General features: G+C 65.5%; 27 protein-coding genes and 1 pseudogene. 15 read left to right on the top strand and 13 right to left on the bottom strand.

Annotation, left to right across the window (positions count from 1 at the left end):
* Positions 1-51: 51 nt before the first annotated feature.
* The 8 genes from leuD to AC6I6X_RS00880 all read right to left on the bottom strand — a co-directional run bounded on the left by leuD (position 52) and on the right by AC6I6X_RS00880 (position 8,562).
* Positions 52-687 carry a 3-isopropylmalate dehydratase small subunit gene (gene leuD, locus AC6I6X_RS00915; protein ID WP_497928638.1) on the bottom strand — a complete coding sequence of 212 codons (636 nt, stop codon included), beginning with the start codon at positions 685-687 and terminating at the stop codon, positions 52-54.
* Positions 680-2,110, bottom strand: a complete 1,431-nt coding sequence (leuC, locus tag AC6I6X_RS00910; protein WP_497928637.1) for a 3-isopropylmalate dehydratase large subunit — start codon at positions 2,108-2,110, stop codon at positions 680-682. The genes leuD and leuC overlap by 8 nt, the downstream gene beginning before the upstream one ends.
* The gene (locus AC6I6X_RS00905) at positions 2,107-2,391 is read right to left on the bottom strand and encodes a DUF7989 family protein (protein WP_497928636.1); all 285 of its coding nucleotides are present in this window, start codon (positions 2,389-2,391) and stop codon (positions 2,107-2,109) included. Before AC6I6X_RS00905 ends, leuC begins: the two co-directional genes overlap by 4 nt.
* Positions 2,392-2,414: 23 nt before the next feature.
* Positions 2,415-3,461: a ketol-acid reductoisomerase gene (gene ilvC, locus AC6I6X_RS00900; RefSeq protein ID WP_497928635.1), complete on the bottom strand. Its 1,047-nt coding sequence runs from the start codon at positions 3,459-3,461 to the stop codon at positions 2,415-2,417.
* Complete coding sequence (ilvN, locus tag AC6I6X_RS00895; protein ID WP_497928634.1) at positions 3,454-4,119, bottom strand: acetolactate synthase small subunit; 666 nt, start codon at positions 4,117-4,119, stop codon at positions 3,454-3,456. Before ilvN ends, ilvC begins: the two co-directional genes overlap by 8 nt.
* Positions 4,116-5,933 carry a biosynthetic-type acetolactate synthase large subunit gene (ilvB, locus tag AC6I6X_RS00890; protein ID WP_497928633.1) on the bottom strand — a complete coding sequence of 606 codons (1,818 nt, stop codon included), beginning with the start codon at positions 5,931-5,933 and terminating at the stop codon, positions 4,116-4,118. Before ilvB ends, ilvN begins: the two co-directional genes overlap by 4 nt.
* Positions 5,934-6,247: 314 nt before the next feature.
* Positions 6,248-7,504 (bottom strand): LeuA family protein, encoded by a 1,257-nt coding sequence (locus AC6I6X_RS00885; RefSeq protein WP_497929628.1) that lies wholly within the window; start codon positions 7,502-7,504, stop codon positions 6,248-6,250.
* A gap of 464 nt (positions 7,505-7,968) precedes the next feature.
* On the bottom strand, positions 7,969-8,562 hold the full coding sequence (locus AC6I6X_RS00880) for a winged helix-turn-helix transcriptional regulator (protein ID WP_497928632.1): 594 nt from the start codon (positions 8,560-8,562) through the stop codon (positions 7,969-7,971).
* A gap of 98 nt (positions 8,563-8,660) precedes the next feature.
* Between AC6I6X_RS00880 and AC6I6X_RS00875 the strand changes: the two genes are divergently transcribed.
* The 5 genes and pseudogenes from AC6I6X_RS00875 (at position 8,661) to AC6I6X_RS00855 (ending at position 11,925) form a co-directional block, all read left to right on the top strand.
* Positions 8,661-9,116, top strand: a complete 456-nt coding sequence (locus tag AC6I6X_RS00875; protein ID WP_497928631.1) for a ferritin-like domain-containing protein — start codon at positions 8,661-8,663, stop codon at positions 9,114-9,116.
* 131 nt (positions 9,117-9,247) lie between these two features.
* Positions 9,248-9,538 (top strand): DUF5779 family protein, encoded by a 291-nt coding sequence (locus tag AC6I6X_RS00870; RefSeq protein WP_497928630.1) that lies wholly within the window; start codon positions 9,248-9,250, stop codon positions 9,536-9,538.
* A 184-nt stretch (positions 9,539-9,722) separates the two neighbouring features.
* Positions 9,723-10,072, top strand: a pseudogene (gene tnpA, locus AC6I6X_RS00865) (IS200/IS605 family transposase).
* Between the two features lie 41 nt (positions 10,073-10,113).
* Positions 10,114-11,343, top strand: a complete 1,230-nt coding sequence (locus AC6I6X_RS00860) for an RNA-guided endonuclease TnpB family protein (protein WP_497928629.1) — start codon at positions 10,114-10,116, stop codon at positions 11,341-11,343.
* A gap of 144 nt (positions 11,344-11,487) precedes the next feature.
* Positions 11,488-11,925, top strand: a complete 438-nt coding sequence (locus AC6I6X_RS00855) for a MaoC/PaaZ C-terminal domain-containing protein (protein ID WP_497928628.1) — start codon at positions 11,488-11,490, stop codon at positions 11,923-11,925.
* Positions 11,926-11,940: 15 nt separating this feature from the next.
* Here the strand turns inward: AC6I6X_RS00855 and AC6I6X_RS00850 are convergent, their stop codons facing one another.
* Complete coding sequence (locus AC6I6X_RS00850; RefSeq protein ID WP_497928627.1) at positions 11,941-12,627, bottom strand: VOC family protein; 687 nt, start codon at positions 12,625-12,627, stop codon at positions 11,941-11,943.
* A gap of 139 nt (positions 12,628-12,766) precedes the next feature.
* Between AC6I6X_RS00850 and AC6I6X_RS00845 the strand changes: the two genes are divergently transcribed.
* Positions 12,767-13,450, top strand: a complete 684-nt coding sequence (locus AC6I6X_RS00845) for a hypothetical protein (RefSeq protein WP_497928626.1) — start codon at positions 12,767-12,769, stop codon at positions 13,448-13,450.
* Positions 13,451-13,651: 201 nt separating this feature from the next.
* Positions 13,652-14,101, top strand: coding sequence for a JAB/MPN domain protein-containing protein (locus tag AC6I6X_RS00840; RefSeq protein ID WP_497928625.1), 450 nt, complete (start codon positions 13,652-13,654; stop codon positions 14,099-14,101).
* A 143-nt stretch (positions 14,102-14,244) separates the two neighbouring features.
* Here AC6I6X_RS00840 and AC6I6X_RS00835 read toward each other — a convergent pair whose 3' ends face one another.
* Together AC6I6X_RS00835 and AC6I6X_RS00830 are read right to left on the bottom strand one after the other, a co-directional pair.
* Positions 14,245-14,370, bottom strand: coding sequence for a hypothetical protein (locus AC6I6X_RS00835; protein WP_497928624.1), 126 nt, complete (start codon positions 14,368-14,370; stop codon positions 14,245-14,247).
* 210 nt (positions 14,371-14,580) lie between these two features.
* Complete coding sequence (locus AC6I6X_RS00830) at positions 14,581-14,790, bottom strand: ribbon-helix-helix domain-containing protein (protein ID WP_497928623.1); 210 nt, start codon at positions 14,788-14,790, stop codon at positions 14,581-14,583.
* 109 nt (positions 14,791-14,899) lie between these two features.
* Here AC6I6X_RS00830 and AC6I6X_RS00825 point away from each other — a divergent pair, with 109 nt between their 5' ends.
* Positions 14,900-15,229, top strand: coding sequence for a DUF5789 family protein (locus AC6I6X_RS00825; protein ID WP_497928622.1), 330 nt, complete (start codon positions 14,900-14,902; stop codon positions 15,227-15,229).
* Positions 15,230-15,290: 61 nt separating this feature from the next.
* Here the strand turns inward: AC6I6X_RS00825 and aglJ are convergent, their stop codons facing one another.
* Positions 15,291-16,301 (bottom strand): S-layer glycoprotein N-glycosyltransferase AglJ, encoded by a 1,011-nt coding sequence (aglJ, locus tag AC6I6X_RS00820; protein ID WP_497928621.1) that lies wholly within the window; start codon positions 16,299-16,301, stop codon positions 15,291-15,293.
* Between the two features lie 157 nt (positions 16,302-16,458).
* On the opposite strand from aglJ, the gene AC6I6X_RS00815 reads away from it, so the two are divergent.
* The 4 genes from AC6I6X_RS00815 (at position 16,459) to AC6I6X_RS00800 (ending at position 21,755) form a co-directional block, all read left to right on the top strand.
* Positions 16,459-16,641, top strand: coding sequence for an HVO_A0556 family zinc finger protein (locus AC6I6X_RS00815; protein ID WP_497928620.1), 183 nt, complete (start codon positions 16,459-16,461; stop codon positions 16,639-16,641).
* Between the two features lie 66 nt (positions 16,642-16,707).
* A complete protein-coding gene (locus AC6I6X_RS00810) occupies positions 16,708-17,682 on the top strand; it encodes an NAD-dependent epimerase/dehydratase family protein (RefSeq protein WP_497928619.1) in 975 nt (324 codons plus the stop codon).
* Between the two features lie 177 nt (positions 17,683-17,859).
* The gene (locus AC6I6X_RS00805; protein WP_497928618.1) at positions 17,860-18,801 is read left to right on the top strand and encodes an NAD-dependent epimerase/dehydratase family protein; all 942 of its coding nucleotides are present in this window, start codon (positions 17,860-17,862) and stop codon (positions 18,799-18,801) included.
* A 221-nt stretch (positions 18,802-19,022) separates the two neighbouring features.
* Positions 19,023-21,755, top strand: coding sequence for a DUF1508 domain-containing protein (locus AC6I6X_RS00800; protein ID WP_497928617.1), 2,733 nt, complete (start codon positions 19,023-19,025; stop codon positions 21,753-21,755).
* A 9-nt stretch (positions 21,756-21,764) separates the two neighbouring features.
* On the opposite strand, the gene AC6I6X_RS00795 is transcribed toward AC6I6X_RS00800, so the two are convergent.
* Complete coding sequence (locus tag AC6I6X_RS00795; protein WP_497928616.1) at positions 21,765-23,354, bottom strand: HTTM domain-containing protein; 1,590 nt, start codon at positions 23,352-23,354, stop codon at positions 21,765-21,767.
* Between the two features lie 250 nt (positions 23,355-23,604).
* Between AC6I6X_RS00795 and AC6I6X_RS00790 the strand changes: the two genes are divergently transcribed.
* The 3 genes from AC6I6X_RS00790 to AC6I6X_RS00780 all read left to right on the top strand — a co-directional run bounded on the left by AC6I6X_RS00790 (position 23,605) and on the right by AC6I6X_RS00780 (position 26,340).
* Complete coding sequence (locus AC6I6X_RS00790; protein ID WP_497928615.1) at positions 23,605-24,021, top strand: thiol-disulfide oxidoreductase DCC family protein; 417 nt, start codon at positions 23,605-23,607, stop codon at positions 24,019-24,021.
* 118 nt (positions 24,022-24,139) lie between these two features.
* Positions 24,140-25,282 (top strand): glycosyltransferase, encoded by a 1,143-nt coding sequence (locus tag AC6I6X_RS00785; protein WP_497928614.1) that lies wholly within the window; start codon positions 24,140-24,142, stop codon positions 25,280-25,282.
* Complete coding sequence (locus tag AC6I6X_RS00780) at positions 25,279-26,340, top strand: glycosyltransferase family 4 protein (protein ID WP_497928613.1); 1,062 nt, start codon at positions 25,279-25,281, stop codon at positions 26,338-26,340. Before AC6I6X_RS00785 ends, AC6I6X_RS00780 begins: the two co-directional genes overlap by 4 nt.
* The last annotated feature ends 11 nt before the right edge of the window (positions 26,341-26,351 follow it).

The raw sequence follows: 26,351 nt of genomic DNA, 5'->3' as shown, positions 1-26,351 counted from the left end.
CAGCGGACCGCACGACCGATCGAAAAACGCGTCTCCGCGGTGAGCGCCCCGTTACTCCGCGTCGGGGATCGCGCGGTCCTCGACGTACGGCAGTTCCTGGGCCAACTTCGCAACTTCGCCCGCGTTGGACTTCATCAGCGCCGTCGTGTCCCAGACGCCCTCGACGAGCGCCTTGCGCTGGGCGTCGTCGACGGTAACGTCGATCGTCTCGCCCCCGTAGGTCACTTCTTCGGCCTCGACGTCGATCTCGATCTCGCCGTCGGGGTTCTCGTCGACCCAGTCCTGCAGTTCTTCGATCGTCTCACTGTCGGCGGTGACGGTCGGGATGCCGAGCGCGAGGCAGTTGCCCGCGAAGATCTCGGCGAAGCTCTCGCCGATCACCGCGTCGATCCCCCAGCGCATCAGCGCCTGGGGGGCGTGCTCGCGCGAGGAGCCACAGCCGAAGTTGGCGTTGACGACCATGACCGAGGAATCCTGGAAGCGCTCCTCGTTCATCGGGTGTTCCTTCGGGTCGTCGTTCTCGTCGAACCGCTGGTCGAAGAACGCGAACTCCCCGAGGCCGTCGAAGGTGACGACCTTCATGAACCGCGCGGGGATGATCTGGTCGGTGTCGATGTCGTTGCCCCGGATGGGCACGCCCGTCCCCGACACCGCGTCGACAGACGGAATCTCGAGTTCCTCAGACATCGGCGGTCACCTCCGACTCGGCCAGGTCGCGCACGTCCGTGACTTCGCCGGTGACGGCCGCCGCCGCGACCATCTGCGGGTTCATCAGGACGGTCCGACCCTCCTTCGAGCCCTGGCGACCGACGAAGTTCCGGTTCGACGACGAGGCGGAGGCCTCGTCGCCCTCTAGCTGGTCGTCGTTCATGCCCAGACACATCGAACAACCGGCGTTGCGCCAGTCGAAGCCGGCCTCCTCGAAGGTGTCCTTGAGCCCCTCCGTCTCGGCTGCCTCCTGGACGCGCTGACTGCCGGGGACGACCATCGCGCGGACGTCGTCGTGGACCTGGCGGCCCTCGACGATCGCCGCCGCGCGTCGCAGGTCGGGCAGGCGGGCGTTCGTACAGGAACCGAGGAAGGCCACGTCGATGTCGTACCCTTCCATCGTGTCACCCGGTTCGACGCGCATGTGCTCCTGGGCGCGTCGGGCGGTGTCCTGCTTCTCCGCGGGGAGATCCTCGGGCGCCGGGATCGGTTCGGTGATGCCGATCCCCTGGCCGGGCGTGGTGCCCCAGGTGACGACCGGTTCGAGTTCGTCCGCGTCGATGTGGACGACGTCGTCGTACTCCGCATCCTCGTCGCTGGCGATCGACTCCCAGTAGGGCTTCAACTCGTCGAAGCGGTCGGGATTCTCCTGGAAGTAGTCGGTCTCTTTCAGCCACTCGTAGGTGGTCTCGTCGGGGTTGACGTAGCCCGCGCGGGCGCCGCCCTCGATCGACATGTTGCAGATCGACATCCGGCCCTCCATCCCGAGGTTCTCGATGGCTTCGCCAGCGTACTCGTAGACGTAGCCGACGCCGCCTTCCGTTCCGAGTCGGCGGATGATCTCGAGGATGACGTCCTTGGCCTCGACGCCCTCGCCGAGTTCGCCGTCGACCTGGATCTTACGGACCTGCTGTTTCTCCATCGCGACGGTGCCCGTCGCGAGCACGTCCCGGATCTGGGAGGTGCCGATCCCGAACGCGAGCGCGCCGAACGCGCCGTGGGTCGAGGTGTGGCTGTCGCCACAGACGATCGTCTTGCCGGGCTGGGTCAGGCCCTGCTCCGGACCGATGACGTGGACGATCCCCTGGTCGCCGGTCGTCGGGTCCGAGAAGTCGATGCCGGCCTCGCGGACGTTTTCCTCGAGTTCACTCATCATCTCCTCGGCCGCGTCCTCCTCGTAGGGGCGGGACTGGTCGGCCGTCGGGACGATGTGGTCGACCGTCGCGTGGGTGAGTTCGGGGAAGGCGACCTCGAGGTCGCGCTCGCGGAGCATCCCGAACGCCTGCGGGCTCGTCACCTCGTGGATGAGGTGGAGGCCGACGAACAGCTGGTCCTGACCGGTCGGCAGGGTCGTCACCTTGTGACGATCCCACACCTTGTCGTACAGCGTTCCCTCGCTCATTCTGCGTCCTCTACGTGTTCGTGGCCGCGTTCGAAGACGCGATTGGCGTCGTCGGCGTCCTTCGGCGGCGTGTGGTCGACGTCCGCCATCCGGTCCGTCGCCGTCTCGGTCGATTCGCTGGCTGTGCTCCCGTCGGGGTCCGTCGCAGCCGGTTGCCCGCCGTCGGCCGCGACGACGGTCGGTCCTCGGCTGAACAGGCGGCCAGCCGTCTCCCCGGTGTAGGGGTTGGTGTGGCTGACCTCGGCCATCTTGTCCGTGGTGTCGCTCTCGTGTTCGCTCATTGGTTGGATCTGCAATCGCGGGGTCAGTCGTCTGCCGGAACTTCCTCGGCGGATTCGGTCGCTTCCTCGTCGGCCCACGCGAACAGGTCGCGCAGTCGCCCGCCGACGTCCTCGATATCGTGGTTCTGCTCGGCCTGGCGAAGCTGGGTGTAGCTCGGGCGACCGGCCTGGTTCTCGAGGATCCACTCGCGGGCGAACTCCCCGTTCTGGACCTCCTCGAGGACCTCCTCCATGTTCTCGCGTACCGTCTCGTCGACGATCCGATCGCCGCGGGTGAGCCCCCCGTACTCGGCGGTGTCGGAGACGGAGTTCCACATCTCCATGTTCCCGCCTTCGTACATCAGATCGACGATGAGTTTGAGCTCGTTCAGGCACTCGAAGTAGGCGATCTCGGGCGAGTAGCCCGCGTCGACCAGCGTCTCGTAGCCGTGCTTGACCAGCGCCGTGACGCCGCCACAGAGGACGGCCTGCTCGCCGAAGAGGTCGGATTCGACCTCCTCCTGGAACGTCGTTTCGATGACGCCCGCGCGGGTACAGCCGATCGCCTTCGCGTACGCGAGCGCGCGTTCCTGCGCGTCGCCCGTCGTGTCCTGGTAGATCGCCAGCAGGCCGGGCGTGCCCTCGTCGTTCTCGTAGTTACGGCGAACGAGGTGGCCCGGGCTCTTCGGGGCGACCATTGTCACGTCGACGCCCTCGGGCGGCTGGATCTGGTTGTAGTGGATGTTCAGCCCGTGGGCGAACTGCAACGTGTCGCCGGCCTCGAGGTTCGGTTCGATCGCGTTCTCGTAGACGTCCGCCTGAACGGTGTCGGGCACGAGCACCGAAACGTAGTTCGCCTGCGCGACCGCCTCCGCCGGCGTCTCGACCGTCAGGCCGTCGGCTTCGGCTGCCGATCGCGACGAAGAGCGTTCGCGCAGACCGACGACCACGTCGACCCCGCTTTCGTGGAGGTTCAGCGCGTGAGCGTGGCCCTGGCTGCCGTAGCCGAGAACGGCCACGGTGTCGTCGTCGAGCGTCGATACGTCTGCGTCGTCGTCGTAGTAAATGTCGGTAGTGAATTCGTCAGTCATCGTCTGCTGTGTAGGTTTGGTCCTGCTGGTTCGCCGTCTCGGCGGCCGATTCGGTCGCGCTCACGGGGGCTGCGGTATCGTCGGTGCCGCGGGCGAGTGCCGTCGTCCCGGTCCGGGAGATTTCGCGGATCCCGAACTGGCTGAAGGTCTCGATCGCGGCCTCGATCTTCTGGCGGGCCCCGGTGATCTCGAAGGTCGCCGTCTCGGGACTCGAGTCGACGGTGTTTGCGTCGTACATGTCCGCGACGGCGTTGACCTGGGCCGGGTTCTCGGCGTCGACCTTCACGAGCGCCAGTTCCCGGCGCATCGCGTCGGGCGCGAGTTCGCGCACGGAGATGACCGGGACGAGCTTGCGAAGCTGTTTTTTGATCTGGTCGATGCCGGGGTCGGGTTCCTCGACCACCAGCGTGATCCGGGCCCGATCGTCGTCCTCGGTCGGCCCGACGGTGAGGCTCTCGATGTTGAACTGCCGCCTCGAGAACAGCCCCGAGACGTCCGAGAGCACGCCGGGTTCGTGTTTGACGAGCGCCGAGATCACGGTCCGTCGCGGCTCGTGGGTCGCCTCGACCTCGGGGTCGATGCGGATCCCCTGCTTGTTGCGCCGACCCGCGGGCGTCGGTCGCTCCTCCGGGGCCGGGCCGTCGAGTCCGCGCTTCATAGCTGATCCTCCGTCAGTGCGAACTGACCGTTGTCGCCGCCGCTCGGCACCATCGGGTAGACGTTCGCCTGCGGATCGATGTGGACGTCGATCACCGACGGCCCGTCGTAGGCGATCGCCGCCTCGATCGTCTCGGCGACGTCGTCGTAGTCGTCGATTCGGAACCCACAGGCGCCGAAGGCTTCGGCGAGCTTGTCGAACTCTGGCATCCAGTTGTAGTCCGACGCGGCGTGGCGGCCCTCGAAGAAGGCGTCCTGCCACTGCCGGACCATGCCGATGTACTCGTTGTTGAGCACGGCGACCGTGATGTCCAGGTTCTCGCGGACGGCCACTGACAGGCCCTGCAACGTCATCAGGAAGGAGCCGTCGCCGTCGACGCAGACGACCTCCTGGTCGTCGTCGGCCGCGAGACGGGCCCCGATCGCGGCGGGCAGTCCGTACCCCATCGTCCCGAGTCCGTGGCTCGAGACCCACGTCCGGGGTTCGGTGAAGGTCCAGTACTGGCAGGCCCACATCTGGTGTTGGCCGACGCCGGTGGTGACGATCGCGCTGTCGCTCGTGGCCTCGTCTAAGGCTTCGACGACGAACTCCGGCTGGACCGGCTCGTCCTCGGGGGCCTCGTAGGCCATCGAGTAGTCGGACTTCCACTGCTGGCACTGGGCGCGCCACTTCTTCGCTTCCGGCGACGAGTCGACCGCCGCGGCCAGTTGCTCGACGACGGTTTCGGCGTCGCCGACCAGCGGGTAGTCCGCGTGGATGTTCTTCGAGATCTCCGCGGGGTCGATGTCGACGTGGATCAGCTCCGCGTCGGGCGCGAAGGTCTCGATCCCACCCGTCAGTCGGTCGTCGAACCGGGTCCCGATCCCGATCAGCGTGTCACAGTGGGTGATCGCCATGTTGGCGTAACCCGTGCCGTGCATCCCCGCCATCTCGAGGGAGAGTTCGTGATCCTCGGGGAACGCGCCGAGGCCGGGCATCGTGGTGATGACCGGGATCTCGTGTTCGATCGCGAACTCGCGGCAGGCCTCGCTGGCCTCGCCCTTGATGACGCCCCCGCCCAGCAGCATGACCGGGCGACTCGAGTTCTCGATCCGCTCGGCCGCGGCGGCGACGATATCCTCGTCGGCGCGCTCCTGAACCTCGTAGGTCTCGGGCACCTGGGGCTGGTCGGGTTCGCGATCGGTCTCGGACGTGGTGACGTCTTTCGGCAGGTCGACCAGGGTCGGCCCCGGTCGGCCCTCGCGGGCGAGGGCGAACGCCTCGCTGACGTCGCTCCCGACCCGATCGGGGTCGGCCGCGAAGGTGTTGTCCTTCGTGATCGGGGTCGTGACGCCGGTGGTGTCGGTCTCCTGGAAGGCGTCGTTGCCGACGAACTCCGTCGGGACCTGGCCCGTCAGGGCGACCATCGGGTCCGAGTCCATGTCGGCGTCCGCGATGCCCGTGACGAGGTTGGTCGCGCCCGGGCCCGACGTGGCGAGACAGAGACCAGGCTCGCCGGAGACGATGCCGTAGGCGTCGGCCGCGTGGGCCGCGCCCTGCTCGTGGGCCATCGTCACGTGCGTGATGTCGGAGTCGTAGAGCGCGTCGTAGACGGGCATGATCGCCCCGCCCTGGACGCCGAAGGCGTACTCGACGCCCGCGTTCTCGAGCGCGCGGACGACGGCCTCGGCCCCGTTCGTTACGGGGTCGATCGTCGTCTCCGACTCGGCGACGTCATCCGTCTCCGGCGTCGCGCCGTCCGTGATTTCGGCGTCGGCGCGCTGTTCGTCGTCCTGTTCCTCGGTCGGCGTGATCGATGCTGCGCGTTCGCTCATCGAGTATCTCCCGCCGTCGGTGGGCGAGTCGTGGATCCGGGTGTACGGTATGGAGTCATCTGGTGGATTGCTGGTCGCTGTGGAATCGGTGCGAGTACGGATCGGTGGCGAGTGTGATGAGGGGCGCTTACGCCCCTACAATACGAATAAGAGCGAGCGCGCTGCTGTCGACCGTACGAGTCGACGTTGACGCGCGGAACCTCATTATTGTCCACGTACGTGACTCGATGGTCATAACTGTTGCGAGTCGGGCGCGATCCGCTCGCGTGCGATAGCCGGTGCTCGCGACCGGTAGCAAACGGGGAGGGCATCGGTTAGACGCGCACCTCCTCCTGCTCTCCCTGCCGTTCGACGTCGGCTTCCTCGGCGAAGCGTTCCAGATCGTCGACCGTGATCTGGCGCTTCTCCGCGCCGTAGTCTTTGACCCGGCGGGTGACCGCGCGTACCTGCTCCTCGGTGGGCGAAAAGCCCAGTTCGCGCAGGCGTTCACGGACCGAGTGGGTGCCGGTGTGTTTCCCCATAACCAGTCGGCGCTCGGCGCCGACCATCTCGGGGGTCATCACGCCGGGCTCGAAGGTGTCGGAGTTCTCGATGACGCCGGCGGCATGGATCCCGCTCTCGTGAGAGAAGGCGTTGGCGCCGACGACGGGTTTGTTGCCCGGCGTCTCCATGCCGCTTTTCTCCTCGACGACGTTCGAGAGTTCGGTGATCCGCGTCGTGTCGATCCCCGTGTCGGTCTGGTAGAGCGACTCGACGGCCATCACGAACTCCTCGTAGGCGGCGTTGCCAGCCCGTTCGCCGATCGAGTTGACCGAGACCTGCGCCTGATCCGCCCCCGCTTCGATGCCGGCCAGCGCGTTCGCGGTGGCCAGTCCGAAGTCGTCGTGGGTGTGGACGTCGATCCGTGCGTCCGTGTGGGCCCGGACCTTCTCGATCATGGCCTTGAACCGCGTCGGCGTGGCGACACCACACGTATCGGGAATGTTGATCCAGTCGACGCCCGCCTCGGTGACCGCCTCGATGACGTCGATCAGGAACCCCTCGTCGGTTCGCGTCGCGTCCATCGGCGAGAACATACAGGTCGTTCCCGTCTCGACGACGCGTTCGACCGATTCGACTGCGCGCTGTACGACCTCGTCTCGCGTGGCGTGCATCGAATCCTCGATCTGGACGTCGCTGGTGGACACGAACGTGTGCACCATCTCGACACCCGAGTCGAGTGCCGCGTCGATGTCCTTGTCGACGACGCGGGCTAACCCGCAGGTGGTCGTCGACGTCGAGGAAGCGATGTCACGAACGGCCTCGAACTCCGCGTCGGAGTTGACGGGGAACCCGGCTTCGATGACGTGGGTTCCCATGTCGTCTAAGATCGAGGCGATCTGCCGTTTGTCGTCGTACGAGAACGAAGTTCCGGGCGACTGTTCACCATCCCGGAGGGTGGTATCGAAGACACGTGCTGACTCAATTTCGTCAGTGGAATCTAACGTGCCCTGGAAGAACTCGACCCCCCTGACTGGTGTCAGAGGACGGGTTGTCGTGTGAAGACATTGTATCAGGACCCGACGGCCGATGGGATATATAAAACTACCGCTGATCGAGTCACCGATATGTGTGGGTTCGTGGCATACGGTTGCGAACGGGATCGAAAACCGCAAGACATCAACGCCCTAATACAGAACCAATACCCTATTACGAGACTAGAGGCAGGTGCCGAGAACGCACTCCAGACCGAGTCGATTGCGATACTATCGACCGCGATCGGCGTGAACGAATCGATCGATCGCTCGCGCGCGCTCCCCGGGTGGACGTTCGGGCATCCAGACGGGGCCTGATACGCCCGATGTTCGAAACCGCCCCGATATCGCGGCAGGCAGTGACCATTCGTTCACATAGAATCCGCCGTCCTGGCGGTGACACCGGCGGTGATCGAGTCCGTTCGATAGTCGTCCGGTTCGACGCCGGATCGGACCTTCCTCGACAGTGATTCGGCGCCGGATCGGTCCCTCCCCGGCACCGGCCCGGCGCGACTGGCCGGCTACTCCAGGGCCTCCCGGTGGGATTCGTACTCCGTCAGGTACCGGTCCTCGCAGGAGGGACAGCAGAACGTCTTGATCTCGCCGTCGACGGTCGCCGTCACGCCGCCGTCGGTCACCTGCTGGCCACAGACGACACACTCGAGCGAGAAATCGGTTGCCGAGACGCCGGTGAGTCGGTCCGATCGAGCCAGCAGCGTGACGTCGTACCCGGACAGGGTCTCGAAGTCGAGTCCCGATTCGAGCCACGATCGGACGTTGGCGTCGGGCAACGTCGCGTGAACGATCACGCGCCCGTCCATCCCCTCGAAGACGTGGTCGACGCCGTCGAGGTCGGCGGCCGCCGCGTAGACGTCGTCGACGGCGCCCGGGTTCGCGTCCAGTTCGGCCAGGACCGCCACGTCCCGCCGGAGCTTCGCCCGATCGATGTCGACGGTAAACCCCCGGATGATCCCCTGGTCTTCGAGGCGGGCGATCCGATCGGAGACCGCCGGCGGCGTCAGGTCGACGTGGTCGGCGATTTCGCTGTAGGGCCGGCGAGCGTCCTCGGTGAGCAACCGGAGGATCTCGAGGTCGGTGTCGTCGAGGTCGCGCATGCGCTGCTCTTGGGTCGGGACGGCAATGAGTGTACGCCACGTCTCGCGGGTCGGTCCGTGTGAGAACTTTACCTTCGGCCGTGGTAGACGCGCTGGCAATGACGACAGACGAGATTACGGACCTCCTGACGGGGGCCTACGTCGACGAACTCGAGACCGTGATGAACTACCTCTCGAACGCGATCGTGCTGGACGGTATCCACGCGGAGGAGGTCAAGGAGAGCCTGGAAGAGGACATCCAGGAGGAACTCGACCACGCGCGGATGCTCGGCGAGCGACTGAAGCAACTCGACGAGTCGCCGCCGGGATCTGAGGGGTTCGAGGCTAACCAGCAGAGCCTCCAGCCCCCCGAAGACACCACCGACGTCCAGTCGGTCATCGAGGGCGTGCTCGAGGCCGAGGAGGACGCGATCGAGACCTACCGATCGCTGATCGACGCCGCCGACGACGCGAACGACCCCGTCACGGAGGACGTGGCGGTGACGATCCTCACCGACGAGGAGGCCCACCGGACCGAGTTCCGGGGGTTCCAGAAGGAGTTTCCCATGGACTGACCCCGTCGTACACCTAACGGCCAGGGAACACTCGCAGGCTCCGCGAGTGAGCGGGCACACGGCGCATACGCCGCGCGAAGGCGAACGGTCGGAGGCGAACGTTTTTCTCGTCGTGGTTCGACCGGACCCACATGAGCGATTTCGACCTCGACCTGCGGGCCGTCGAGGAACACATCGACGAGGAACTCGAGCTCGAGGGCGAGCTCGTCCTCGGCGTCCTCGACGGATCGACGCCGGCCGAAGAGTGGCTCGAGACGATCTCGAACGGCAACGTCCTCGTCCTCTGCGTCGATGGCGACGTCAACGAACTGGCTTCGGGGTTCGCCCGCGACGTCAAAGAATCGGGCGGCAACCTCGTCCACTTCCGCGGGTTCCTGATCGTGACCCCGCCGGGCGTCGACGTGAGCACCGAACGGCTCTAGCGCGACGTCGACGACTCCCACGCGACGATCGGCGGCGCGCTATCTTCATACAGTGAGAGAATCCCGCCGTTTACGGCGGGCGTGAATCACGTCGGTCGACTACACAAACCACGAGCCACAGCACACTGAATACCTAACGCCACAGCATTTAATACAATTAGATAGATAGAATACATTTAGGGAAATGAAGCACAACCTTCAAACCGGGTCGCACACGGTCTACGCACTCCAATATCACTTTGTAACCGACACGAAGTACCGTGCGGCCATTCTCACCAAAGAAATCGCAGAACGTATCGGTGAGATTGCGAACGAACTCTCGGAAGACTTCAGAGTCGAGATTCAGAACGTGAACGGTGGGGCCGACCACTCCACATCCTGTTCACCGCGAAACCGACCACCGACATGACGAAGTTCATCAACTCGCTCAAGGGTGTCACGTCACGGAAGGTTCGGAGCGAGTACCCCGAAGTGAAACAGACGCTCGAAGATTCGTTCTGGCAACCGGGATACTTCCTCACCAGCACCGGGTAAGTGAGTATCGACGTTCTCATGGACTACGTGGAGGGTCAGTGATGTCGGCCACAGCAACTAAGACGCTCCAAGCGACCCTTGCTCCGCCGACAACCCACAAAGAGGAGAAGCTACAGGATACACTCGGGACGTACCGCGAAGCGTTAGACGACGCTTTCGAGAGTGGAGCAGACACGATGAACGGCGTCAGTGACGTTGTGACGCCCTACGACCTCCCGTATCAAGCGAAGGCCGCTCTCTGCAACTACGTCCCGAAGCTCCGAAAGACGTACAACGCCCGTGAGATCGACGACGAACAGCCACTCCGACTCACGAACCAAGCTGCGAAGTTCGACCACTCGAGCGAACGTGAGTATGAGTTCACGTGGTGGGCACCGCGACCGGGGCGTGGTACGAACTTCTGGATTCCGCTTCGAATCAACCCCGAGCAAGAAGACCTCTGGCACCATCTTCTCAGCGAGGATGCGAAGGCCGGACAGATGCGGCTTCAACGCCACCGAAAAAATTGGGTTCTCCACGTCTCCGTCGAGTACCCGATTGAAGAACCGACGGCAGACGGTGACACCACACCAGTCGGGCTTGATATCGGTGAGACTGCGCTGATTACGGCCTGTGGCCTTAAGCGCGGTACACCGACAAGACCCGTTCTCTGGAGTGGCAAGCGTGCGAAACACCTCCGAAAGGAAATGTCGACCACGCTCCAGCGACTACAGGGACGCGATGCTGAATGGCGTATTGACGAACGGTTCGACTACTACCAGAACGCGCTCACGGATATCCTCGAGAAGGCCAGCTACGAAGTCGTTGAACACGCGGACACCTTCGAGAACCCGGTGATCGTGATGGAGGACTTGACGTACATCCGTGAGAACTTAGATTACGGCAAGTACATGAATCGGCGTCTCCACGCATGGGCCTTTGCACGGCTTCAGGGTCGTGTTGAGGACAAAGCGAGAGACGCGGGCATTCCGGTCGAATACGTGAATCCAGCCTACACGAGCCAGACATGCCACGAATGCGGACACATCGGGAAACGAAGTACGCAAGCAGAACTCCGGTGCACGAACGACAAGTGTCACGTCTCGACGGTTCAGGCGGATATCAGTGCAGCAGCAAGCATCGCTAAACGGGTCGACCCGTGGGGAGAGAGCGTTCCTTGGAAACCGGAACGCAATGACTCGCCTCGGGATGGGTGCGGTTGTGACACCGCCGCAAGACCACCCAAGCCGAGCGCACCTACGCAAATGACGCTTGGAGACTATGAGTCTTAGAACCTTACCGGCAAGTCCGGTATTCCTCATGCGTGGGAAGCCTCGCCGTCGTCGGGCGTTGCCCGACTGCCTGAGGGATCATCGATCCCTCTCCGTTTACGGCGAGTAGGATGTCACTCGCCGGTATCCCCCAGTCTCCGCGCAATGAGTCACCGCACGTTCGACGACGTGACCGTCGGCGAGACGATCGATTGCGGAACGAACGCGGTCACGCGAGAGGAAATCACGTCGTTCGCCGCGGAGTACGACCCGCTGGCGATCCACGTCGACGCGGAAGCCGCCGCCGCGTCGCCGTTCGGCGGACTGATCGCGAGCGGCATCCACACCTTCGGACTCACCCAGCCACCCGTCGTCGATCACTTCTACGGCGACTCGGGCCTGATCGCCGCGGGTCGGATGGAAGAGCTCCGGTTCCCCGCCCCGGTTCGGCCGGGCGACACCCTCCACGTGACGCTCGAAATCGAGGACAAGCGGGTCTCGGAGACAAACGACGAACGCGGCGTCGTCACCGCGCGCCGAACCGCGACGGTGGACGACGAACTGGTGCTCTCGCTGCGAAACCACACCGTCTGGCGGCGCTGAGCGGCGGCCGATCGATCATTCGGATCGGAACGTCAGGACGTGCCCGTCCGAATCGCGAACCACGACGGCCTCCTCGCCCTCTCGATCGATCGAGCGCACCCGATCGCGCACCGCGTCGAGCGCCGCGCCAGGGTCGTCCGTCTCGAACCCCAGGTCGACGTGGACGCCGCCGCGAGCGTCCGCGATCCCGAGGTGTGGCTCCCAGAGTTCGAGCGCCATCGGACCCTGTAGCCGGACGCGCTTGCGGTCCGCACCTTCGTCGACGGGCTCGAACCCGAGGTCCTCGTAGAAGGAGCGGGCTCGATCGAGATCCTCGACCTCGAGGACGACCTCGAAGATGCCGTCGATGCCCGGCCCCGCGACGTCCTGCTGACCGAGTTCGACGCAGTTCCCGTCGGGATCGTACAGGTACAGCGATCGGGCCGGGCCGAACCGGGCTTCCTCGAGGTCGTAGTCCTCGCTCAGGCGATCCCACCAGTCGTTGTACTCGGCTTCGGGGATCGAGAACGCGAAGTGCGTGTGGAGCCCCCCGCGCGGGTACCCCTCGGGACGGCGGAGCACGAGGTCGGTCGCTCCGGCCCCGAGCGCGAGTTCCCCGTCGCGCTCCTCGCGAACGGTCAGTCCCAGCCGCTCCTCGTAGAACGTGCGTGCCCGATCGAGGTACTTGACCTCGAGTGCGAGCCACGTCAGCCGACCCAGCATACCCGGTCGTACTCCGCCCGGGAGCAAAGAAGCGTCGCCGGGCGGGACGGACAAACTCCGAATCGGTTCCCGGGCGTGTACCGGCGCGAAATCGACCGGTTCTCCCGCGTTTATGCACGTGACGCTCCTACGGTGTGGTATGAGTTTCCGCGTCGACGAGCGCGCGACCGACTTCAGGGAGATCGATCGGTTCGACGGCGGCGTGGGCTGGATGGCCCATCCGGACGAGCGGATGCAACGGGCGAGTCACGCCCTCGAGATCGACGGCGAGGTCTGGGTCCTCGATCCCGTCGACGCCGAGGGTCTCGACGACCTCTTCGCCGAGTTCGGCGACGTCGCCGGCGTCGTCGTCATGCTCGATCGGCACAGGCGCGACGCCGCCGCGATCGCCGACCGGTACGGCGTCCACGTCTACCTGCCGGACTTCTTCGACGGCGTCGCCGAGGACCTCGACGCGCCGATCGTTCGCTTCGGCCGCGAACTCGCGGATACCGGCCTCGAGGCCCGGACGGTCGTCGACAACCGATTCTGGCAGGAAGTGGCGCTCTACAACCCGGACGACGGGACGCTCGTCGTCCCCGAGTCCGTCGGCACGGCCGACTACTTCCGCGCCGGCGGCGAACGACTCGGCGTCCATCCGATGCGACGGCTCGTCCCCCCGCGGGACGCGCTGGGCGACCTCAGTCCCGAACGGGTGCTCGTCGCCCACGGGGCCGGTGTGATGGACGACGCGGCGGCCGCGCTCGCGGACGCCCTCAGCGGTTCCCGGAAACGGACGCCCCGGCTCTACGCCGAGGTCGGATTGGACGTGCTGCCGTTTTAGCGCTCGTCCGCCGTATCCGGAGCGCGCTCGCAGTAGCCGGACGCGTCCGCTCGCAAACGCCCGGGCGGGTACACACTCGCGGTAGCCGCGACGAATTCCCAATAGCCGCGACGAATGCCCCGCGCCGATCGGCGAGTGTGGAAACGTCCGGTTCGCCGGGTCAGGGATACATCTAACTGCACGCCGCCCGTGAGATCCATCGTGGTCTACGTCACGCGGGCCCTCGTCGACGTGTTGCTCGACCTGGCCAGCGACGCCGATCCCGATCGGGTGACGACCGGCGTCTCCGTAACGCCCGCCGGCGAACTCGAGGGCGAGGACGCCGCAGCGATCCCGGCCGAGACGCCGGTGTTTACCGACTTCTACCTGCCCGATCCCGACAATTCCGTCAACGCCGTCTTCGGCGTCGACCTCACGACGCCCGCCCGACAGGCCCAGGGACAGTTCGTCTCCCACCCGCTCCGGGAACTCGAGGTGACGAAACGGGACGACCTCGCGGAAGTGATCTTCGTCGCCGTCCCGCCCTGGGAGATCGGCGACCGATCGTTCGCCGCGTTCGATCGATCCGGCGACCGACAGCCCCTCGAGGTCATCGAGGCCACGGCGCCGGACAAGTCGCTGTCGGACGTCGAGTGGAAGACGGGACGGTGATACCGTCGCCCTCGAAAAACCGAGGCCGTGAGCGACCGGTTTGACGGGCGACCGCCAGCCTCGCGGGGGCTGCTGTCCGTCGGTTCCAGCACACCCGCAAGGTGGGTCGCGGGTGTGCCGGGACCTCGGTACAGCAGCCCGTATCAGCCACCGGTCGGTATCGGCCCGTCTCCGCTTCCGATGATCCGATCGATGAGGCTCCGGTTCGAGTCGTCGCGATCGTCCTCGGAATCGTCCGCGGGGGTCGGGAAGTTCGGCACGTGTGGCATGGTTCTCGACCTCCGTTCGGTGCTAGATCGCTCGACGCCCAAAAGCGTCCGGCCGACGGCGAGCGGGCGTCCCGGCCGTCGCGAAGGTCCGCGGCCGGCGATCGGTGGACGTCAACGCGTGCGGTCCTCACACGGTTTACTGTAAGTCATTTCCGGCGCAACCGCCGCCCGGATCGCGGTCGCGCCGGTACATCGGTACAGCGATCCGTATCAGTCGAGATAGCCGAGTCCCTGGAGTTGTTCGGCGATCTCCTCGAACTCGGCTTCCGTCAGCTTCCCCTCTTTCTGGTGCTGGATGACGATACTGCGCAGGAGAAACCGAACGAGGTCGCTCGTGCTCTGGAAACTCGTCCCCTCGATCGTCTCGTCGACCCGATCGGCGAGTTCCTTCGGGATCGACACCGTCGTGTATTCGGTCATACTCGATACTCCGTCGCCGAGGTCAAAGGCGTGTCGGCACGGTCCACGAGCGTCGGGCCGACGGATCGTCTCCGTAGCGGTTTTTATACCTCCCTGACTAGCGATACGTATGGGAGTCCGGCCACCATCGAGTGGAGACGACGACGAACCCGAGAGCGTCGAGTTCGGTATCGCCGCCGTCGACGTTCGACTCAAAGACGCTGATCTCACGTTCCCGGCGACGAAAGACGACGTCGCGGCGGAACTCGGTCACGAACGCATCCCCTACGACGTCCACGGCAACGACGTCGCCCTGGGCGAAATGCTCGCGGAGGTCGACACCGAGGAGTTTCGATCCCGCCAGGAACTGCTGAACGCCCTGCACGAACCCTTCGAGGAGTACCGGCGACGACACTCCGGCGGCGTCGTCCAGCAGGTCCGATCGCTCCTGCCGTTCTGATCGGTTCTCGTCCCGGTTCGAGGAGCGCCCGGAGACGGTTCGGGCCGGTTCGGGGAACGGGTCAGTCGTCGTCTCTCTGCCTCGAATCCCGCGCGATCTGTTCGAGTCGGCGGCGCTGTTCGCGGTGTAACGTGACCAGCATGTCCGAGAGGACGCCGAACATGATCAACTGGACGCCCAGCAGGATCGCGGCCGCGGAGACCACCGCCATGATCTCGTGGCCCTGCTGGTACTGGATCCACTGCCAGAGGACGTATCCCGCGATGACGCCGCCGGAGAGGACGCCGGCGACGCCGAGACTCCCGAAGTAAAACAGCGGGTTGTTCGTCTTGGCGAGCGTGTACAGCGCCAGCAGGATCGTCCCGCCGTCTTTGATCGGGTGGAGGTTCGTCTCGGATTCGTCGGGCCGGGCGCTGTAGCTGACCGGCACGACGGTCGTCTCGATGCCGTGTTTCACGCACTCGACGGCGAGTTCGGTCTCGATCGTGAACCCGTCCGAGTCGAGCGAGAGGCGGTCGAACGATTCGACGGTAAACGCCCGGTAGCCCGAGAGGATGTCCTCGTAGCTGGCCCCGTGGATGAACCGGAACGATCGGTTGATCAGCCGGTTCCCGAACCCGTTCAGCGCGCGCATCGCGTCGTCGTCCATGTCGGCGAACCGGTTACCGATCACGTGGTCGTAGCCCCGCGAGAGCGGTTCGACCATCCGGTCGGCGTCGGCAGGGTCGTAGGTCCCGTCCCCGTCGAGCATCAACACGTACGGGACGGTCACGTACTCCAGGGCCTCCCGGACGGCCTGGCCCTTCCCGTCGCCGGACTGGACGATGACCTCGGCACCGCGGTCGCGCGCGATCGCCTGCGTCTCGTCGGCCGAACCGCCGTCGACGACCACCACGTTCGTGTAGCCCTGTTCGTAGAAGCCGTCGATCACGTCGCCGATCGTCGCGGCCTCGTCGAGCGTCGGAATGAGTACGCAGACCTCCTCGGGCGCGATCTTGCGCGTTTCCTCGGTCATTCCGAGGGCCTCCTGCGTTCGGTCGACCGGGTCCACGCGTGCCCCGTCATGCTCCATTGTCAGGTACTCCCGTGTCGGACCGCAAAAGGTTGCTGATGATGGAGCGGTGATCGTCGTTTCGGTTTCGGTCCCCGTGAGACGTTCAGCCGCCGGTCGGTTCCGACGCATTCCTCAGCCAGAAAATTCATGCCACCGATGTTCGAAGACGCTGACGATGAGTTCCGCTTCCGGTCGATCGCGGACGGCCTCGGGATCCGACGCCCTCGCACAACTCGAACAGGACACCTGTGCGTTCTGTGCCGATGGAACGCTCGTCAGAGAGCGGTACCGGGACAACGACGCCGTCGTCTGCGATCGGTGTGGGACGCCTGCGATGCAACTCTGGGACCCGGAGTGAGTTCGACCCAGTCCGCTGACTGTCCCGATCGGAAAGACCTTTTTCCACGACTGTCGACCGTTCCGTATGGAGCTCACCGAGTCTCGGATTCTCGTCACCGGCGGTGCGGGATTCGTCGGATCGCAACTCGTCGATCGCCTCCTCGCCGACGGCAACGACGTCGTCGTCGCCGACGACCTCTCGAACGGCCGCGCGGGGTGGATTCCCGCCGACGCGGACTTCGTCGAGACCGATCTGACCGATCCCGCCGCCGTGAACGAGGTCGTCGACGCCGACCTCGATCTCGTCTTCCACTTCGCCGCCCGTAAGGACCCGAACGACGACGATCCGCGCGGGCAGTTCGCCGAGAACACGACGATGACGCACCTCCTGCTCGAGGCGTGTCGCGACGCGGGCGTCGAGGGGTTCGCGTTCGCGTCGTCCTCGACCGTCTACGGCGAGGCGCCGCGACCGACCCCCGAAGACTTCGCCCCGCTCGAACCGATCAGCGTCTACGGGGCGAGCAAACTCGGCGAGGAAGGGCTGGTCTCGACCTACGCGCACTCCCACGGCCTCACCGCGTGGACGTTCCGCTTCGCGAACGTCGTCGGCCCGCGGCTCCGCGGGGCCGTTATCCCCGACTTCGTCGAGAAACTGCGGGCGAACCCGGACGCGCTCACGATCCTCGGCGACGGCCGTCAGGAGAAGTCCTACCTCCACGTCGAGGACTGCGTCGACGCGATGTGCCACGTGATCGAGAACGCCGGCGCCGACGCGGCCGAGGGGGCCGACACTGCGGCGGCGGGCGCGATGCACACGTACAACCTCGGCACCCGGACCACCACCTCGGTCGATCGGATCGCCGACATCGTCAGCGACGTCCTCGATCTGGACCCCGACTACGAGTACACGGGCGGCGATCGCGGCTGGACCGGCGACGTCCCGCGGATGCGGCTCTCGATCGAGAAACTCGCGGCGATCGGCTGGGAACCGGCGCTCGAGAGCGACGCCGCGGTGCGACGGGCGGCCGAGGAACTGGCCGGCGAGATCGACGGCGAGTAATACGGTTTACTGTAAGTCAGTTCCGGCGCAACCGCGATCCGGGCGGCGGTTGCGCCGGGAAATCGTTACAGCAATCCGTATAAGTGTCGGCCACTCGGTCGACGCGGACCGCGTGCCGGGCGCATCGATCGGACCGATCTCGAACACTTTTTACTCGGGTGACGAAAGGGCCTCCGTATGCAAGATCAGCGCGTCCTCGTCACGGGCGGCGCGGGATTCATCGGCTCGAATCTCGCGAACCACCTCGTGACGGACAACGACGTGATCGCGATCGACGACTGCTACCTCGGGACCCCGGCAAACCTCGACGACGGGGTCGACTTCGTCGAGCGAAGCGTCCTGGAGGACGACCTCCCGACCGACGTGGACGTCGTGTTCCACCTCGCGGCGCTGTCCTCGTACGCGATGCACGAGGACGATCCCCAGACGGGCGCCCGCGTGAACGTCGAGGGGTTCGTCAACGTCGTCGAGCAGGCCCGACAGGACGGCTGTGACACCGTCGTCTACGCGTCGACGTCGTCGATCTACGGGAGCCGAACCGAACCCTCTCCCGAGTCGATGGCCGTCGAAGTCAACACCGGCTACGAGGCCTCCAAACTCGCCCGCGAACGCTACGGCGAGTACTTCGCGAACCACTACGACATGGCGATGGCCGGAATGCGCTTTTTCTCGGTCTACCAGGGCTACGACGGGGCCGAGGAACACAAGGGCGAGTACGCCAACGTGATCGCCCAGTTCGCCGACGACGTCGCTAACGGCCGATCGCCGACACTGTACGGCGACGGCACGCAGACGCGGGATTTCACCCACGTGTCCGACATCGTCCGCGGCCTCGAACTGGCCGCCGATCACGAACTCGCCGGCATCTACAACCTGGGGACGGGCGAGGCCTACGACTTCAATACGGTCGTCGAACTGCTCAACGAGGAACTCGGAACCGACGTCGAACCCGAGTACGTCGAGAACCCGATCCCCGAGTCGGTGTACGTTCACGATACCTGTGCCGACGCCTCGAAGATTCGCGACGAGACCGGCTGGGAACCCCGAATCGACTTCGAGGAGGGGATTCGGCGCGTCTGTGCACAGTACATCACGGACCGAGCGACAGGCAGCGACTAGCCGGTACAGTGGCCCGTTTTCCGCGATCGTACGATCCGGATACGACCGGTAGTGAACCGGATACTCGAGTGCGGACCGGCGTTCCCCGACCGAATTGCGATCGGAGTGCCGCCCAGGTCCAGCGGAACACGCTCTCGACCGGATACGGTTCGGCGATCCGGGAGCGGCGTTCTGTACGCCGCTCATTATTATGGGTCAGTCGATGGTCCGGGCTGGTACGAATGGTTTTTGCGCGTTTCGTACATTCCTGGCGACTCGCCGAACGTACCCGTCGAGAGCACACGCCCCACCACCAGACCGGGAACGGCAGGCTGGGCCGCCTGCTCTGCGGGTTCGGGCTCGCGTCGATCGGAGTGCTCTCTACCGGCTGGCTGGCCCAGATAACGGAGCTGAACGCCGAAGTGACCGCCATCGTGATCGGCATCGCGATCGTCCTGGGCATCCTCACGTTCGCCCTCCTGCTGGCCGCGAAACGGACGTTCGTCGGACCAGCGGACGAGACGTCCGTAGCGCCGGCGATCCCGACCGGAGACACCACAGAGAGCGCACAGATCGCGGTGGTACAGGACGACACCGGCGGCTGGACGTGGTCCGTCCTGCACCTCGAGAGACGCGCGGAAAGCACGGACCGGGCCGCGTCGCGGCCGGCGGCGACGGAGCAGGTCGAGCAACTGCAAGCGGCGATCGACGCTGCCGGCCTGCTGGAGGTTCCCGAGTCGGCGATCCGGCTGTCCGCGGACCGCGACGGCGCCTGGCGGTGGACACTGGTTCGTGAAGACGGCGATCGCGTCGGGACTGCCGCCGGTGCGTTCGACGAGCGCGACGCCGCCGAGGCCGCGGCGAGTTTCCTGAAAGAGCACGGCCCCGACGCCGACCTGATCGACGTCGAGGGCGGCGCGTTCGCGTTCGAGGAGCGCCACGACGGCTGGTACTGGCAGCTGGTCGACGACGATCGAACGGCGCTGGCCGAGGGCGGACGCGGTCACACGAGCCAGGACGGTGCCGAGACCGCCGCGAAGACGTTCGCGGACCGGGTCACCGGGGCCGAACGACTCGATATCGACCACCTCGGCGTCGAACTGTACGATCGCGAGGACGGCTGGGCGTGGCGGCTGATCGACGACGCGGACGCCGTCGTCGCCGACTCGACCGGGACGTTCGACACCCGCCGCGACGCCGAACGCGCCGCGGACGCGGTGCTCCCGGCGCTCGAAACTGCCGCGGTGATCGACGCGGGCGAACCCGCCTTCGAGCGGTACCGGTCCGGCGGGGAGTGGCACTGGCGACTCGTCGACGGCACCGATCGGGTGGTCGCCCGATCGGCGGCCGGTGTGCCCGCCCGGGCCGGGACGGATCGAGCCATCGAACGATTCGAATCGACCGCCCGCGACGCCGATATCGTCGAGATAGAGGCCGCGGAGTACGAGGTGTACCCCACCCCCGCCGACGACGGTGACGAGGGACGAGCCGCTCCGGTAACCGGGACCGACAGCCGATCCACGGCCGTCGCGGACGGGGCGGGTACGGCGACCCCAGAAACGGCCACTGTGACGTCCGACGACGCCGTCGAGACGACCGACGACGAGTCCGGCTGGCACTGGCGGCTCGTGACCGACGATCGCGACGTGATCGCGGCGAGTTCCGATCCCTGCGCCGACGCCGCGGCGGCCGAGGAGGCGATCGATCGGGTGCGCGAGCAGGCCCGCGACGCCGAGTTCATCGAGTTCGAGAACGCGGCGTTTCGCGTCTACGAGAGCGACACCGGCGAGTGGCGCTGGCGGTTGCTCGACGAGGACGGGACGGTCCTCGCCGACAGCGGCGCGGAACACGCGTCCCGGGGCGAGGCCGCGGAGGCGATGCTGACGCTGAAAGAGCAGGCCCCCGACGCCGACGTGCTGGAGATCGAGACGCCCGCGTTCGAACTGTTCGTCACCCCGGACGACGAGTGGGGCTGGCGGCTGATCGACGGCGCCGGCAGACTCGTCGCCGAGGATCCCGACACCCATCCCACCCGGGAGGCCGCCCGCCGCGCGATGACCCGACTGCTCGATCACCTCGAGGCCGACGTCCGCACGATGGACCGGCCGATCTTCCAGGTTTCCGGCGCCGACGACTGGCACTGGCGGTTCGTCCTCCCGGCGGGCGACTCCATCGCGGTCGCCGCCGCGTCCCACCCGACCCGGGACGCCCTCGTCGAGCACCTGTCGACCGTCCGCGAGACCGCGGGGGCCGCCGACGACGCGACGATCGACGGGGTCGCGATCCAGCTCTACGACGGCGGCGACTGGCACTGGCGCCTGCTCGACCGCGACCGGGAGGAACTCGCCGACGGACGGGGGACGTACCCCGATCGCGAGACGGCACTGGAGGCGGTCGAGAGACTCACGACCCACGCCGAGGAGGGCCCGATCTTCACGATCGAAGACGCGGCGATCCGCGTGGACGACGGGGACGGCGACGGCTGGCGCTGGGACCTCGTCGACCGCGATCGCGAGGTGCTCGCCACCGCGGCCGACGGCGTCGACAGCAGGTCGGCGCTCGTGGCGGCCATCGACGACGTTCGCCGGCTTGCGCCGCTTGCCGAGCCGATCGAGTTCGGGGACGCGTCGTTCGACCTCGTCGCGACCGCGGACGATCGCTGGACGTGGAAGCTTCGCGACGGGGACGGCCAGATCGTGGCGACCGGCTCGGAGCGATACGCGTCGAAGGCGGCCGCTCGCGACGCGGTGTCGGACGTTCGACGGTTGGTCGAGCGAGCGAGCGTGTTCGCGATCGATAGCCCCTCGTTCGAACTGTACGCGGACAACGAGGGGTGGGTCTGGCGACTGGTCGCCGAGTACGATACGGTGCTGCTAGAGAGCACACAGACCTACGCGACGCGCACGGCTGCTCGCGAGGCGATCGACGATCTGAAAGCGTACGTACCGGATGGTGCGGTCACAGTTGCCGAGTGACCGACCCAGTCAGGTGCCACCGTCCTGGACGAACGGACCCGAACAGTCGTACTCGAGCAGTTCGTATCTGGCGACGTCCGGGGATTCCTCGTACGGGCCGGATCGATCCGTCAGTCCGTAGACGGTGAGCGACTCGACGTTCGTCTCGTGTGAAGCGTTCCAGCGCTCACAGAGGTAGTTCGCGAAGTACGATCGGTGGTTTTCGTTGCCGGCGTACCGCATGTTCGACACGTACTTTCGCTCGCGCGCGGTGTCGTAGGTCGCATCGACCGATGGGGGCCGGTCCCAGTCGACGTCCGAGTCGTGCAGGACGTCGGCTTTCGACCCGTCTTCCAGTTCACCCGGGACGACGAGCCACCGTGCCGTCGAGGTCGGATTGGGCGCGAACATCCGCCAGCTCTGATCGGCCCCTACCGTGTCGAGGACGTCCTCGCCCGCCTCGGGGACCTCGGTGTAGCCGACCGCCTCCGCGTTCGAGAGTACGACGAGGACGAGCAGGACCCACGGGATCACCGTCGCGAACAGGACGCGGCCGCGAGTGGCGACGGCCGAGAGCGACGGCACGTCCGGACGAGTCACGTCCAGACTGCCGGGACCGGGTACCGGGAGAACGGGGACCGCGGCCTGGAGGCGGTCCAGACTCCGACGCAGGTGGACGTCGACTCCGATTCGCGCGGCCACCGCGGTGGCCCCGTCCCAGACGCGGGGCGGGTAAAACAGCACCAGCCCCGCAACGACGATCAGCGGGAACAGGTCGATCTTGAGCGTGACGAGCATTCCGAGGTGCATCCCGGCGAACAGCGACGCGATCGCCGCGCGCTTGAGCCCGGTCGAGAGAACGAGTAGCGGGGACAGAACGATGAGGATCATCCACGCGTACGTGAACGCCTGTAACAGGAGGTTCTGTCCCGCGAGGACGTTGCCGAGCAGATACGTGAGGTGATCCGCCTGAAAGATGTGGACGACCGCCTCGCCGCTCATCCACAGATCGCTCTGGGTCTTGTGGATGGCGTTAGTAACGTACATGAGGAGGACCTGAAGGAGGACCGCCATCGTTCCCACGGACGCCACGGTCGGATTCGCGTGCTCTCGATCGATCCGTCGCGCGTCGACCGCCCACCGCGTGCCGAGGGGCAGGAAGATCCCCCAGAAGAGGAGCATTCGGAGTAGAACGTCGCCGCCGTTGATGACCATCGGATTTCGAAGGTGGAGCGAACCCAACAGGAGCCACGAGACGATCGTCGCGGTCCGCGTTCGATAGCCGACGAGCAACGCGAGAGCGACGACCCCCGCAACGCAGAACAGGAGGGCCTGGGCCCACGCCTCGCCCGAGAGCGCGTGCAGGGAGTACGTGTAGGGCGCCGTGTAGTCCGCGAACAGCGCTTCCCGGGGGAGCACGCCGGAATCCGTGTAGAAGTCCTCGAGCTTTCGCGCCCGTCGGAGGAGATCGACGATCAGCAGCGTGCCGAGCGCGACGCGAAACGCGGCCAGGGCTCTGCGATCGATCGCGAACCGGCACTGGACAGCCGATGCAAGGCGATCCACGGCGTGTGTGAGGCGATTCTCCGCGACAGCGTGACGCTTCCAATCCGAGGTCATTGTCGTAGTTATCTACCTGACACGACTCTCGAGAGGAGAGGTATATGCTTGCTGATAGGTAAAAGGTTCATTTCACCTCCCGTACGGACTCGGCCGCGACCGATCGGTCCGACGGCCACAAGCGGCAACAAGTCACGACCAACGAGCACTCGTAACGCACGTCCGGATCGCTCGGCGACTGTGGCACTCGAGCCCGGGTTTCGTGATCGGAATACTGAACAGTCGAGCCGACGAAATGGACGGCAAGCCGATGAGCGTCGACATTCCGGACGAGGACCCGATCGTGCTCTTCGACGGCGTCTGCAACCTCTGTAGTGGATTCGTACAGTTCCTCGTGCCACGAGATCCGGAAGGGCGATTCCACTTCGCGTCGCTCCAATCCGACGTCGGACAGGCGATGCTGGCCGATCACGGCCTCCCGACCGACGAACTCGAATCGATCGTGCTGATCGAGGGCGACGACTGCTACGTCAAGTCCGATGCGGTCATCCGAATCGCCACGATCCTCGGCGGCATCTACGCGCTCCTGGCGCCGTTTCGGGTCGTTCCGCGGTCGATTCGCGACGGGCTATACGATCTCGTCGCCGCCAACCGCTACCGCGTGTTCGGCAAGAAAGAGCAGTGTCTGATGCCGACCGGGGACGTCCGGGAGCGGTTTCTCGAGTAGTCCGATCGGTCACGTGGCGCCAGTCTGTGAGTCGAATCTTCGACTATCTAGATCGATCCACACTCAAAGCTGGCTGGATGCCGAAGAGGTTTTTATCGAACGCTGTCAATGCCGGTTCATGAACCTGCTTGCGGTGGCTGCTGTCTCACTTCTTCTCGTGACAGCGATACCTTACATCTGCTATCTCGCGCTGTATGCGTGGCTTCGACCGCAAGGGTCACCCGCCGATAAAGCGCCTGCAGAACCGACGGTGAGCATCGTCCTCCCGACGTACAACGAAGAACGGATCGTCGAGACGAAACTCGACGACCTCCTCGAACTCGACTATCCGATGGAAAAGGTCGAACTCGTCGTCGTCGACTCCTCGACCGACGACACCCGGGAACTCATCCGCAACTACGTTGCGGACCTGGATGCCCCGGAACTGATACTGCTGGAAGAGGACGAGCGCCGCGGGCTCGCGCCGGCGCTCAATGACGCCTACGAGGCTGCATCGAACGAGATGGTCGTGAAGACCGACTGCGATTCCAAACTCTCACCGGACGTACTCCGGGAAGCCGCCGCGAATCTCGCAGATGACGACGTTGCGGCGGTGACGGGTCGAAACGTCGAAGTCCTCGGGGGTAGCGACGTCGAATCCGGCTACCGCGGCGTCCAGAGCCACATCCAGCAGCTCGAATCCCACCTCGACTCGACGCTCATCTTCCACGGGCCATTCTCTGCCTTCGAGAACGAGGCATTGCTGCCGATCGATCCGAACTCCCTGGCCGACGACACCGAACTCGCGTTGAAGATTCGACGACAGGGCGACCGGGTGATTTTCGATCCTGCCGTACAGTACATGGAAGCGAGTCATTCCGAGTTCGTCAAACGCCGCAAACAGAAAGACAGGCGCGGAATGGGACTGATCCGGTTGCTAGTGCAACACCGGGACGCGATCGGCAAATACGGCAAGTACGGACGCGTGGTGTTGCCCTTCAACTGGTGGTTCATGATCGTCTCGCCGTGGTTGCTCGCCACGACAATCGTCGTTGGAACTGCCGCAGCGCTCTCACTGTTCGGAATCGGCGGGCTGGCAGTGCCTTTCGCCGTCAGTGCGTTCACGTATCTCGGACAGAAGGACCGTCTCGGGCCGGTACAGGCGCTCTATTCCGTCTTCGATACCCAGGTGTCATTGCTACGAGCCAGTATCGAACTGCTGACCCGCGACTCCGACGGCACGTGGGACGTCGACGCCGAGTTACGGGAGGACTTCGAGTGAACATACTGTTCGTCACACACCGGTATCCACCGCATACTGGCGGGGTCGAGACCCACGTTCGCGAGATTGCGACACGTCTCGCCGCCGCGGGCCACGACGTTACGGTCTTCAGTGCGGATGCTGCAGCCGATATCGATCGTCGGAGTGTCGACGAGGGGGTCCGAATTCGGCGATTCGCGTCTGCGAGTCCGGGTGACGCGTACTACCTGTCACCACAACTGACCGCCGCGGTTCGCCAGTCCGACGCCGACGTCGTTCACGCACACAACTATCACGCGTTCCCCCTGTTCTTCGCCGCGCTGGGCGCTGCAGGACAGCCGTTCGTTGTGACGACACACTATCACGGCGCAAGCGCCGACGGCATCCGAAACGCGTTACTGTCACTGTATCGACCGCTCGGCCGGTGGGCCGTTCGACGAGCCGACGACGTGATCGCCGTGAGCGACTGGGAACGCGAGCGACTGCGGACGGACTTCGGCGTCGACGCGACGGTGATTCCGAACGGCCTGACCCGGGACCGGTTCGCGAATGCTGACCCCGAGCCGGGTGACGACCCCTACCTGTTGTGCGTCGGTCGGCTGGAGGAGTACAAGGGCGTCCAACACGCGATCCGTGCACTTTCCGAACTCCCGGAGTACGAACTGTTGGTGGCGGGACGCGGGCCGTACAGGGACTCCCTGGAGCGTCTCGCCCGCGAAGAGGGCGTCGCCGATCGAGTGACGGTTCTCGGATACGTGGACGACGATCGGTTACCCGGACTGTACGCCGGTGCGGTCGCGTACGTGACGCTTTCGGAGTTCGAGGCGTACGGGATGACGGTCGGGGAGGCACTGACAGCGGGAACGCCGTGTGTCGTCAGGTCGGCCGGTGCACTAACTGACTGGACCGATCGAGACGGGTGTGTTGGGGTCACGAACGTGTCTCCGGGTACGGTCGCGACGGCCGTTCGGGAAGCAGTCGAACGGGATATAGACGGGGCGGACGTCCCGGACTGGGATGACGTCGTCGACCGCCTCATCACCCGATACAGATCGGCGGGTACCCGCCGGGGAACGTAAGTACTGTTTTG

The sequence above is a fragment of the Halosolutus sp. YCN4 genome (genome assembly GCF_059736495.1).
This window is presented reverse-complemented; position numbering and strand designations above follow the sequence as displayed.